Below are 11,383 nucleotides of genomic sequence, written 5' to 3' on the forward strand. Positions count from 1 at the left end.
TTCGATATGTTTTGGCACCTGTATATAGAGATACTTCTTTGTAATTCCGTATGTTTCGCGAAGATAGGCTTTTTGTTTCGCTGGAATGGACAGGCGAAGCGCATTCCCTTCCACTCGAAACCCATTATTCAAAAATTTCACATTGAAGTTGGTTTGCTTGAATCTTGGAGGCTGCGGGTTTTCAATCTTACCCGATTTTTTTAATTCGAAGAATGAAACCCATGACTCCTGCAAGACTTTTAACACTTCTTGTGCCGACTGAGAGGGCAAATTTTTATACCAAAAATGGTCTTTTAACCTCTTTTTCTGTTCATACCAATTCGGGAAAGGTGTACCATCTTCTTTACACCAGTTCCGCTTTTCATAATTAGCTACATTCCATAACTTCCTAGCAGCATAGGTCAAATGAGATAGAATGATATTCGTTTCATGATTCGGCTTACACACAAAATACGAGGCACGAATCAACTTAGTCACCTCCCTTCGATTGCATGGCAATATACGCCTGAATGACATCCTCGCTAATCGAACCAACAGTTTCGATATAAAAACTACTGTTCCCTAAGTGTCCTTTCCCTAGTTTTTGTTTCAACTCAGGATGAAGAAGAAACAATTTACGAGCAGAAATCCCTTTTAACATCTTCACGATATAAGAAGGTGCAATTTTAGGATGTACGGAAGCAAAAACATGAACATGATCTTGGTCTCCGACTTCAACCATAACAACCTCAAATCCTTTATCTTCAGCAATTTCTTGAAACATACTCTTCATATTGGTTTCAATTTCCCTTGAGAGAACTTTTTGTCTGTATTTTACAGATCATACGATATGATAATGGACGTTATAGACACAGGTTCTTGCGTAAACAATCTGTTTTTTACTCATACATACATTATAGAAAAAATATGGAAAAAACATCTATTTAACAACTTTTAATCGTATACATATGGCATGGTGAAGTAAACAAAAAGTCGGATACTTAAAGTAGCAGAAGCTACTCCGTATCCGACCTCACTTTCATCTCTCCAATGAATTGGAGAGGATTCCCGTTCGGGTTTCCTAAATTTTATGTGTTAAATCTATGAACCAAATCCCAATAGCCATTACTAAAAATGCTATTCCGAAAGTGAACGTAGTAATTCTTAAAGCTAAAGAATGATGTTTAGGGAAAATTAGTTTATAGAGTTTGTGCAATCCCATCAATATCCATCCAACTATCAGAAAAATACCAGTAGTATCTGGACTATCATTTGTTTCTTCGTAAAACCCTTCAACTTTTTTGGAAAAGGAAAAGTAAAGAGCCATTATGCTTATTAAGCCTGTTATTATTGATGTACCTATAACTGTAATGATTTCCATTTTATTCTCCTCCTATATCAATTATATATTCCTTTATATAAAAGTAACGATTTTTTTAGAAAACAGCTAATAAAAAAATACTCTCCTGTTTTGGAGAGCATTTCTTTATTTAATAGATTACAAAATAATTAAGGTTCTAATGCAAACATAATTAGCTAGGACCAGCTTATATATGAGTGAATTATAATTTCGACATGTCCATGTGCTCTGTGCAACCAAAAGGGAGTATGGTATGCTTCTTCTCTCTCGTTTCCCCTTGCGTGAACCACTACAAAGATTTGACCGCTTCTGCACGTCGCCGCATGATCTCTCCCTACTATAAAAAGACGGTTTTTTTATTCACTTGTATATAGATGGACAGTAAAGCTTATATTTCGATGTGACCTTGAAAATGGATGATGATGTCATATGGTAAATCGGATTGTTGAACTCACTTTCTTATGTTAGCTATCTCTATAACTCTGCTGACATGAGTTCAGGTTTTTTCCATTCTATAATTGAGATTCTTCTTTAGGTGGCTGCTCTTCATTCTCACTTTTTTTCTTAACATCACTATATTCTGAATTGATGGATACAAGTACATTCCCGTCTCCATTACAAACCTTACATTTTATAAAGGAAAGCAGCCTTAATCCGTACTTATTCCCACTCCCTTGACAATGCGGACAAATGTATCGAAATGACATGATGATCTTCCTTCCTTTTTTGCATTATAATTGAAAGCTTGTACTAAAAAATAAATGTAGACGCAATGATTTTATCGACATGCCGTCATACCTACGCCCTACAGGTTATTATAACGTAGTGAATGCGATGTATGATTACAGGAGTATGATGTATGATTACAGGAATATGAAGAATTCATTACCTCTTAGTGTCAAGCATACATTTTGCGCCAGAAAAATCAGTTATATATAGAATCTGTGAAAGCTCTACAATTTCATGTTTATCCCGGAAGTCCTTTAGCAGGAGAACTTTTCTTATACAAAGATTGTGGACCTAACCATGTAGGACTAAACAACAGAATCCCTACTTCCGAGAACGGATTTTATGTTAACAAGAAGTGTATATATCAATAATAAAAAAAACCTAAAAATCAACAGGTCTTTAGGCTTTTTTATTATCGAAAAGTGCAAATGTCACGTCTGCTTCACAAACGATTTCATCATTTACTGCAGCAATAGCATGAGCTTTCGCAATTGAACCACGAACACGCATCATCCCCACTTTTAAATGTAACTGATCGCCAGGACGAACTTGTTTAATGAAGCCTCCATAAAAAAACGCCATCCTTATCAATCATTCTACTAAAAGGATAGCGTATTTCTCGCATACAGGGGATATATATTCAAATTAGCTCTATGGGCATGCGTCAGAATCCCATAAACTATTCGGGATCGCTTCATAATCCAAAAAAATAGTGAGTAAATCAACTTCTATGTTTCCGAAGAATTATTTTCGTACCAGAACCGTTTTTATTGTTCCTTTATTTAATTTTAATGCTTTCTCGAAGAGGCTCATTGTTCATAACTGAGGCTAGGCTGTTCAACCATAGTATCGGCCTTTGAAATACGGAGCGCCATTAGTGCAGCGAACAAGCATACCAAACCGGCCGCAATAAATGGAACCGTATAGCTCCCGAGCAATTCCCTCAGTAAGCCTCCGCCATAAGCGGCCACCGATGCGCCAATTTGGTGGGCAACCACGACCCAGCCGAAGATCATACCTGCCTTTTCTTTTCCGAACTCATTTGTGGCCAGTTTTACGGTTGGCGGAACTGTTGCAATCCAGTCAAGGCCATAGAAGGCGGAGAAGATCACAAGCATAGTGTGATTGGTATCTAACGCATATGGCAGAAAGAGCAAGGACAGGCCGCGTAGGCCATAATACCAGAACAACAGCTTTCGACTATCGAACCGGTCCGAGAGCCACCCCGAAAGCGTTGTACCGACCAGATCGAACATGCCCATCAAAGCCAGAAGCCCAGCTGCCGTCACTTCGGGAATTCCGTGATCATGGTCTGCAGGTATAAGATGCGTGCCAATCAAGCCATTGGTGGAAAATCCGCAGAAAAAGAATGTACCAGCGAGCAGCCAGAATGTGTTATTCTTCAATGCTGAACGAAGCGCCAGCAGCGGTGTGAGAAATATATTCCCTGAAAATGGGGCGGGTTTGACAAGCTCCTCCATACCGTAAGGTGCAACACCTACGTCGTACGGATGGTTTCGCATCCAGATTGCAACGGCGACTAGTACAATGATGATAGCCACTACAGCCGAATAGATCGCATATCTCCACCCTACTTCCGCTGCTATTTTCGCCATCAGAGGCAAGAATAGCAACTGGCCCGTAGCGGCACTTGCTGTGAGTAATCCAACTACGAGTCCTTTTCGCTTGACAAACCAGTGATTGCTGACAGTAACGCCGAGCACATTGGCCATCATCCCGGTAGCAAGTCCGGAAACAAGTCCCCATAAAATTTCATACTGCCAAAGAGCCGTCATCAACGGTGTGATCGATAAACTAATGGCCAATGCCAACAATGAGATGACCACTACTCTTCGAATACCGAATTTTTGCAACAATGCAACCGAAAAAGGTCCCACTAATCCATACAAGAAAATTCCGATCGAGATAACGCTTGAAATGTTTGCACGGCTCCATCCGAACTCGGTTTCAAACGGAAGCATAAGTATACTCGGCATGGCACGAATTCCAGCGGATACGAGCAAGGTAATAAAGGTGATGAGGACTACCACCCACCCATAATACAATCTAGATGATTTCAAACTGGGGTTCATCTGCTTTTCACTCCTTTTACTTTGTTTGTACATACCAATCATCTTATAAAAAATTACTTCTCTAATATCACTCCCAGTTTTTCAATTTTTTGTTCTATTTTCATAGTGTGCAGGCCCATTCCTTATTGATTTACTTGAAGATCTGCAATGGAATACAAAACTGCTGATCCACCAATGGTCACTCTGTCACCGGCTAATTTACAGTATAACGTTCCGCCGCGCTTGGAAAGCTGTCTCGCCACCATTGTATCCTTGCTCAGATGTTTTCCCCAGAAAGGGATGAAATTACAATGCGCAGAACCGCACACAGGGTCTTCATTTACATTCAACTTCGGGAAAAAGCATCTAGAAACAAAGTCGTACGTTTCACTTTTGGCTGTAATTAAAACACCCAAACCATCCGGCAATTTTTCCAGTTTAGAAAAATCAGGGGATGCGTTTTGAACGTCCTCTTCCTTTTCCAATACAAACATTAAATCTCTGCCCAAATAGGTTTCAATAGGTTTTACGCCAAGAGCTTCCACCATTTGCTCTGTCAATGTAAATTCTTCCGGCATTCTGCTAGGGAAATCCATTTCGTAAAGTTCCCCTTTTTTTACCACAACAAGCTCCCCGCTCATTGTCTGAAACTTGAACGTATCCACATCATTTTCATAATAGTTGGCAATCACATATGCCGTTGCCAAAGTAGCGTGTCCACAGAGGTCGATCTCTCCCCCCGGAGTAAACCATCTTAATCGATAACCGTCTCCCTCTTTCACAGCAAATGCTGTTTCAGAAAGGTTATTTTCAGCAGCAATATTTTGCATCATATCATCTGAAAGCCACTCCTCCATGATACAAATAGCAGCAGGATTTCCTTCAAACACTTTCTCGGCAAACGCGTCAACAACGTAACATTTCATTGTATAAACCTCCTTGTTTTTAAGCAAAACTAATCAAATCTTAAAACTAGCAGCATCTGAGCTGTGCACTGCAATCATCCCAACAGCAAAAACAATACTCAAGCAACCTAGCGGGGTTGGCAAACATGCCCGTCCCCCATCAAAGAAGGTATTTCCCTCTTTCTACATAACAACTATTCATCATCTTCTCACCTCATGGCAGAACTACTTCGTTACACCCCCTCCAAATGTTATAATGTATTCACTCAACGATGTCATTTTATATCAATACCATATATAACACTCAATACGTATGTATAACACTTAAAGGAGAGTCACGATGCACATTGAAATTCACCGTAAAGCTGAAATTTCGCTTTCTCAGCAAATATATCTATCGATTGTTGATCATATCCGTTCAGGCCTCCTGCAAGAAGGAACAAAATTGCCTTCAGTACGCGATCTATCAAAACAGCTTGGAGTGAGTTTAGTTACAGTAGTGAAGGCATACAATAAATTGGAACAAGAAGATTTTATTACTTCTGTACAAGGAAAGGGAACATTCGTAAATGCGGAAAAAAAAGAAGAAGTGGATACAGGACAGAAGATTCTCGATTTTGATTGGCAGTTATCTGTTCAAGATTATTTATCTAGAGCTCAATTTGCCCGCTTTCATCATATCCCTGGGGAGATTCAACTTTCATCCTCTATGATCGATCCCGGACTTCTTCCCAATCAATATTTAGGACAAGAGATTCGCCAACTCCTTTCCGAAAACCCAAGGATGTTATCTCAATACGGGGAAATCCAAGGTGATTTACAGCTTAGAAATGCTATGACGGAGTATCTAAAGATATTTGGAGTCCCCGCAGCACCCGATAACCTTTTAATAACCAACGGTTCACAACAAGGCATTGATTTAATCGCTCGTACATTTGTCGGACCGGGTGATGTAGTGGTAATGGAAGCCCCTACTTATCCTGGTGCTATTGATGTCTTTCGCGGGAGAGGTGCTACCATACTTTCAGTGCCGGTTGATAAGAATGGGATGCGAGTGGACATACTTCAAAATTTATGCGATAAATATAAGCCTAAAATCATCTATACCATGCCTACCTTTCATAATCCAACAGGAATAGTCATGTCCGCAAAACGGCGTAGGCAAGTTCTCGATATAGCAGAAAGTATCCAAAGCATTATTATAGAGGATGATCCGTGGAGTGAGATTTATTTTGAAAAAAAACCGCCGGCTTCTATCAAAAGCATCGATCATTACGGTCATGTGATTTATTTGAAAGGTTTAAGCAAAACACTGGCACCGAGTTGCAGAATTGGAATATTGGCCGCTTCCGGTTCCATATTCAACCGATTATTGGCTGCCAAGGCAAATGCTGATTTAGGAAGTCCATTGCTTACACAAAAATTAATATTGCTGTTTATCAAATCTAAAAGAATGACTGACCATATGAAAAAGCTAAGAACTGCGCTGAAAATAAGACGCGATTTGGTTCTTGAGTTACTTTCACAACATTCGCCTTCAGGGGTAACATGGGTAACTCCTGAAGGGGGATTAAATCTATGGATCAGTCTCCCTTCTTGGATAAATACAAATCACATTCTAGTCGAAGCAAAAAAACAGCAAATCACATTCTTGCCTGGATCAGCCTGTTACCCTGTAGAGCAAGAAAATCATCAATTACGATTGAGTTACTCTTACATGAACGAACAGCTATTACGCCAAGGAGCCACAGCATTATGTAGCATTTTCCGGTCCGAAATTTCATCAACAACAGCGCATGATAACTCCCCATATTTTTGATGTAAATAAGATGCAGTAAACCATTATGAGTTATAAATCCGTATTTACCTGTCAATACCCTATTCTCATCAACCTAACAAAACAAGCTACCCCCGAAACGATGAAAATGAGCAGTTTACGCAGACTCTTCGTTCTGGGGGATTCTTTTATTTTTAACTTGATGGGGATGCGTCAGGACCCCAACCTGTAGATATCAAAGATGAAGATCTCCCTTTTTAAACAAAACGAACCCCCCTCATTCTTTGCATGAGGGGGTTTTTACTCATATGAATTTGCCTGTTTCTTGATCGAATATACGTCTTTTCTTTACTACGTACAATTTCGCGTCCATCGCTCTTTCTGTCAAGGTAAAATAGAGCTCACGACCCACGCGTTTCAACTTCAGATAGCCAGCTTTTTCGATATCTTCAAGAATATCTCCTGTCCACAATCCGTAAGTTGCTGTCGAAATCATCGCAAAAAAATCCTGGAAAAGACATATTTTAAGTTTATCAAAATCGGTTTTTTCGTTTGCGCAAGAACGCTGGAATATCCAGAGATTCTTCTGACTGTTCTGAGTGTCGGCCATAATCTTGAACCGGTTCTCCATGGTTTATCGAATCACGTTGCATACGTTGTTTCTTTTGATATGGATTAGCCATTCCTTCCATTGATGGCTGGGAAGGCGCTTGTAATAATGTGGCCTCCTGCTCAGTGAATCCAGTGGCAATGACAGTTACAATAATTTCTTCTGTTAAGTTTTCGTTAATGACCGAACCAAAAATCATATTTAATTCCTCGTGCGAAGCAGAAGCAACTATATCGGCTGCCTCCTGTACTTCATAAAGACTTAAATTACCGCCGCCAGTTATGTTCATGATCACACCTTGAGCTCCATTGATGGAAGTTTCCAGTAACGGACTATTTATGGCTCTCTGCGCAGCTTCAACAGCACGGCCTTTACCTTTGGCAATACCAATTCCCATTAAGGCAGTTCCTTTATGGGACATGACCGTTTTCACATCAGCAAAATCAAGGTTGATTAAACCTGGCACAGCAATTAAATCGGAAATCCCTTGAACACCTCGGCGAAGAACATTATCCGCTTCACGGAAAGCTTCAAGCATGGGCGTTTTTGTATCTACAATCTCCAATAAGCGATCGTTTGGAATAATAATCAAGGTGTCCACTGCTTCCCTCATTGCGTTAATTCCGCTTGCCGCGTTTACTGCACGCTTGTGGCCTTCAAATGTGAACGGACGTGTTACAACCCCAACTGTCAGGGCACCAATATTACGGGCGATTTCAGCAATGGCGGGCGCTGCACCTGTGCCTGTACCACCGCCCATTCCAGCTGTAACGAAAACCATGTCTGCGCCTTGTAACACTTCTTGGATCTGCTGTTTGCTTTCTTCCACAGCTTTTTTACCTATTTCCGGATTTGCACCTGCTCCTAAACCTCTTGTCAATGATGCACCGATTTGTATCGTGATCTCTGCTTTTGATTGATTAAGTGCTTGTGCATCTGTATTAACGACAATAAATTCTACACCCCCAACTCCGTCCTCGATCATACGGTTCACGGCGTTGTTTCCCCCGCCTCCAACACCAATGACTTTAATCGTGGCGAATTGGTCTATATTTATATCAAATCCCAACATGATCATTCCTCCTCATTCCTCCAAATTGCCTTGATTTCACACTATTCAAAGAGTACCCGAAGAACTTCTTCATATTATTCGAAGTTTTCATCTTTTTTTGTATAGTTTAGTAGATTAGGAGGCAGGATATTTTGCTGTTGTTTTCTGATTATCCCAGACCAAAACTTTAATTCCTCAGGATGCTATCTTTATCAAGATGGAAATTGATGTACTCTATTTTCTATCATAATATTTTGATTGACTCTAATCAGTATTATGTAAACTAAGAACATACAGAGTATTCATTTTTAGTTTACTGTGAATTTCTTGCATCAGAATCCTTTTGTTGTAGCACACAATACAGATTAAGTGTTTCAAACACGAGGTTTTCATGAGTTAAAGGAAAAATATGATGTAATTTTAATGCTTTAAAAATAGATAAGGCATTTTCTCGAGCCTCATAAAAATTGCAAAAGACTCCATTTATACGCAGTCTTTATATTTGTGGGCGTAAAACTACGATACCTTTAGGTTCGTGGTAGTTCACACATTCCTTATCACCCTATTAATACATTCTTTATATACTTTTATTTCCCTTCTTTTTTACTGATCTAGGATGTTTCAAAAACTGTTGATTATGAAACGTTCATTTTATCTCCTATATTCTCTTAAAAATTCGCTTCAAAACTATATGCCAAATTCAAAAAGATTATGGCATAGTTTAAATGAAACGTAAGGGGGGAATATACTATGATTTTTCGCTATGCGAGGATCTCGACCAAGCATCAAAATTTAGACATGCAGATTGATGAACGTGTAAAAAGTGGGATTGCAAGCGCAAAGGCTAGGGGAAACGGGAAGCCGAAAAAAGTCTCATTCTGAAAAACAAATTGAAGGAATGTTAGAGATGATGAAATTAGGTAGGTCTAAAAAAGAGGTGCAAGAAATTTTCGATGTTTCACGGACTATCTTATATCGATATATTAAAGAAAGCGAAAAAATACAAGGTTAACCGAGTTTCTACTATATTATATAGGTGTACGGAGGAAGGAGACTTGTTCTCCGACGACATACACCTTCACCAACCGAAGGGCGGTAGTTTACCTATTTTCTAACGCCTTCCGCTACGCTTCAGTTGTTGAAGAGTTGAGACGAGAGGCACAAACTTATGCCCCTCTCGTCTCAACTCTTATTTTTCTAATGAATCATACATACAGTTTTTATACAAATAAGTGGAATAGTAGAAAGAAGTAGGAGTTCTTTATTTCACAGCTTCTTTCAGTTGCTTCCCTGCTTTGAAAGCTGGTACTTTGCTTGCTGCAATTTCAATTTCCTCACCCGTTTGTGGGTTGCGCCCTGTACGAGCAGCACGTTCCCGTACTTCAAAGCTACCGAAACCAAGCAACTGAACAGAGTCGCCTGCCTTTAAAGCATTTAGGATTGTATCGAATACAGCATCAACCACTTGAGTTGCATCCTTTTTTGTTAGTTCTGCTTGTTCTGCTACTTTATAGATAAGATCTGTCTTATTCATATTGATTCCTCCCATAGTTATGTATCATACATTACTTATCACATTATTCCCGTATTATTCAACTCAAACCTTCTAAGTTTCCCTTTTTAGGAATAAATTATCCTTTTTTACACAAAGCTTATGAAGACGATAAATTATCTATTTTAGATTTATTAGCTACTTTAGATAACGGAACACAAGTGAATATCGAGATACAATTGAGAAATACACATGATATGATTAAGCGTTCTTTGTATTATTGGAGCAAACTATATATCTCACAAATGCAAGAAGGGATGTCGTATCATTCCCTTCGAAAAACGATTACCATCAACTTATTAGAATTTGTATTGTTTCCCGCATATGAAGAATTCCATACGACAGGACAATTGTGGAATATGCAAAAACAACAGGTATTAACGAATGATATCGAAATACATTTCGTAGAAATTCCGAAACTTGTGAAACAATGGAGAGAAGAGAAAATCAATCCGTGGGAAAATACGTTTGTTCGCTGGCTGTTATTATTACCGGCTCATGAAGATGAGCATTTAACACAAACATTGGAGGAGATTACGATGAATCAAGATCCAATCCTACAAAAAGCAATGAATAAATGGGAGAATATGAGTCACGATTCTTCGTTCCGCCGTGCGTATGAAGCGCGAGAAAAACTGTTATTAGATGAGCAGGCTAAGTTGGCTCATGCGAGAAAAGAAGGTATTGAAGAAGGAAAAATGCAATTAATTCGAGGGATGCATAAGAACGGAATGGCATTAGAAGATATCGCAAAATTTACAGGATTACGAGTAGTTGACATACAACAATTCTTACAAGGTTAAATAATTGTACAAAAAGGAGAATCAATTAGATTCTTCTTTTTATTTTGTTTCAAAAAGAATATATGGTTTTATGTCCGTTGTTTTATCAGTAGTCAATTCATCTAGGATTCTATAAAAAATTCATCCAGTTTTGTATTGAATAAGGCTCTACTCCTCATATTCAACAATTTCTTAATTTTCCAATAACATATTGTTTTTATATTCGGTTTCCTTTTATACTAGAATGAGTTTAACAACGAGGTAAACTGTATGGAATATACTAAAAACTTGCTCTTACAAGTAATGATTATTTTGATCCCTGTCTTTTTTTATTCTATGTATTTAACCAATCGTCATCAATTCATCGAAACGAAACGTCAAAAATTAATTTTTAGTTTCTTGGCAACGATTACGTTAGTATTGTGCATGTCCTTCCCGATCTATTCGGATGTAAACGAGCGAAATGACCTACGGTTTGTGGCTCTTATGATAGGTATATTTTATGGCAGTGGATACGCAACAGGTATTGTTCTCACGATCATCTTATTGTTGTATCGTTGGTATTT

General features: G+C 38.8%; 9 protein-coding genes and 4 pseudogenes. 4 read left to right on the plus strand and 9 right to left on the minus strand.

Going from position 1 to position 11,383, the window contains the following annotated elements; genetic code table 11:
• From H540_RS30330 to H540_RS0119585, 6 genes and pseudogenes are all read right to left on the minus strand, one after another.
• Window positions 1-468 (minus strand): hypothetical protein (locus tag H540_RS30330; RefSeq protein WP_211241910.1); only part of this gene is annotated, 468 nt, incomplete at its 3' end.
• 1 nt (window position 469) lies between these two features.
• Window positions 470-805, minus strand: a pseudogene (gene tnpA / locus H540_RS30335) (IS200/IS605 family transposase); the annotation flags it as partial.
• 255 nt (window positions 806-1,060) lie between these two features.
• The gene (locus H540_RS0119565; RefSeq protein ID WP_028402059.1) at window positions 1,061-1,360 is read right to left on the minus strand and encodes a hypothetical protein; all 300 of its coding nucleotides are present in this window, start codon (window positions 1,358-1,360) and stop codon (window positions 1,061-1,063) included.
• Between the two features lie 1,107 nt (window positions 1,361-2,467).
• Window positions 2,468-2,653 (minus strand): annotated as a pseudogene (locus tag H540_RS30345) (3-hydroxyacyl-ACP dehydratase FabZ); the annotation flags it as partial.
• 224 nt (window positions 2,654-2,877) lie between these two features.
• Window positions 2,878-4,194: an MFS transporter gene (locus tag H540_RS0119580; protein WP_245592300.1), complete on the minus strand. Its 1,317-nt coding sequence runs from the start codon at window positions 4,192-4,194 to the stop codon at window positions 2,878-2,880.
• An 89-nt stretch (window positions 4,195-4,283) separates the two neighbouring features.
• Window positions 4,284-5,066, minus strand: a complete 783-nt coding sequence (locus H540_RS0119585) for a PhzF family phenazine biosynthesis protein (RefSeq protein ID WP_028402061.1) — start codon at window positions 5,064-5,066, stop codon at window positions 4,284-4,286.
• Window positions 5,067-5,385: 319 nt separating this feature from the next.
• Here H540_RS0119585 and pdxR point away from each other — a divergent pair, with 319 nt between their 5' ends.
• The gene (gene pdxR, locus H540_RS0119590) at window positions 5,386-6,864 is read left to right on the plus strand and encodes a MocR-like pyridoxine biosynthesis transcription factor PdxR (protein ID WP_028402062.1); all 1,479 of its coding nucleotides are present in this window, start codon (window positions 5,386-5,388) and stop codon (window positions 6,862-6,864) included.
• 262 nt (window positions 6,865-7,126) lie between these two features.
• Here pdxR and H540_RS0119595 read toward each other — a convergent pair whose 3' ends face one another.
• Together H540_RS0119595 and ftsZ are read right to left on the minus strand one after the other, a co-directional pair.
• Window positions 7,127-7,318, minus strand: coding sequence for a hypothetical protein (locus H540_RS0119595; protein WP_028402063.1), 192 nt, complete (start codon window positions 7,316-7,318; stop codon window positions 7,127-7,129).
• Window positions 7,319-7,355: 37 nt separating this feature from the next.
• Entirely contained in the window at window positions 7,356-8,504 is a 1,149-nt protein-coding gene (ftsZ, locus tag H540_RS0119600; RefSeq protein WP_028402064.1) for a cell division protein FtsZ, read from the minus strand.
• An 889-nt stretch (window positions 8,505-9,393) separates the two neighbouring features.
• Here ftsZ and H540_RS35635 point away from each other — a divergent pair.
• Window positions 9,394-9,495 carry a hypothetical protein gene (locus tag H540_RS35635; RefSeq protein ID WP_425388149.1) on the plus strand — a complete coding sequence of 34 codons (102 nt, stop codon included), beginning with the start codon at window positions 9,394-9,396 and terminating at the stop codon, window positions 9,493-9,495.
• Window positions 9,496-9,744: 249 nt separating this feature from the next.
• Here H540_RS35635 and H540_RS0119610 read toward each other — a convergent pair whose 3' ends face one another.
• Entirely contained in the window at window positions 9,745-10,017 is a 273-nt protein-coding gene (locus H540_RS0119610; RefSeq protein WP_028402065.1) for an HU family DNA-binding protein, read from the minus strand.
• Between the two features lie 101 nt (window positions 10,018-10,118).
• On the opposite strand from H540_RS0119610, the pseudogene H540_RS30350 reads away from it, so the two are divergent.
• Both H540_RS30350 and H540_RS33435 read left to right on the plus strand, forming a co-directional pair.
• Window positions 10,119-10,838, plus strand: a pseudogene (locus H540_RS30350) (Rpn family recombination-promoting nuclease/putative transposase); the annotation flags it as partial.
• Window positions 10,839-11,087: 249 nt separating this feature from the next.
• Window positions 11,088-11,383 (plus strand): annotated as a pseudogene (locus H540_RS33435) (hypothetical protein); the annotation flags it as partial.

This window comes from Ectobacillus panaciterrae DSM 19096, from assembly GCF_000430785.1.
GTDB classification, from domain to species: Bacteria; Bacillota; Bacilli; order Bacillales; family Bacillaceae_G; genus Ectobacillus; species Ectobacillus panaciterrae.

Excerpts from the sequence above, each read along its gene's own strand:
- H540_RS0119565 (WP_028402059.1), bottom strand. The coding sequence starts at position 1,360 with ATGGAAATCATTACAGTTATAGGTACATCAATAATAACAGGCTTAATA.
- H540_RS0119580 (WP_245592300.1), bottom strand. The coding sequence starts at position 4,194 with ATGTACAAACAAAGTAAAAGGAGTGAAAAGCAGATGAACCCCAGTTTG.
- H540_RS0119585 (WP_028402061.1), bottom strand. The coding sequence starts at position 5,066 with ATGAAATGTTACGTTGTTGACGCGTTTGCCGAGAAAGTGTTTGAAGGA.
- pdxR (WP_028402062.1), top strand. The coding sequence starts at position 5,386 with ATGCACATTGAAATTCACCGTAAAGCTGAAATTTCGCTTTCTCAGCAA.
- H540_RS0119595 (WP_028402063.1), bottom strand. The coding sequence starts at position 7,318 with ATGATTTCGACAGCAACTTACGGATTGTGGACAGGAGATATTCTTGAA.
- ftsZ (WP_028402064.1), bottom strand. The coding sequence starts at position 8,504 with ATGTTGGGATTTGATATAAATATAGACCAATTCGCCACGATTAAAGTC.
- H540_RS35635 (WP_425388149.1), top strand. The coding sequence starts at position 9,394 with ATGAAATTAGGTAGGTCTAAAAAAGAGGTGCAAGAAATTTTCGATGTT.
- H540_RS0119610 (WP_028402065.1), bottom strand. The coding sequence starts at position 10,017 with ATGAATAAGACAGATCTTATCTATAAAGTAGCAGAACAAGCAGAACTA.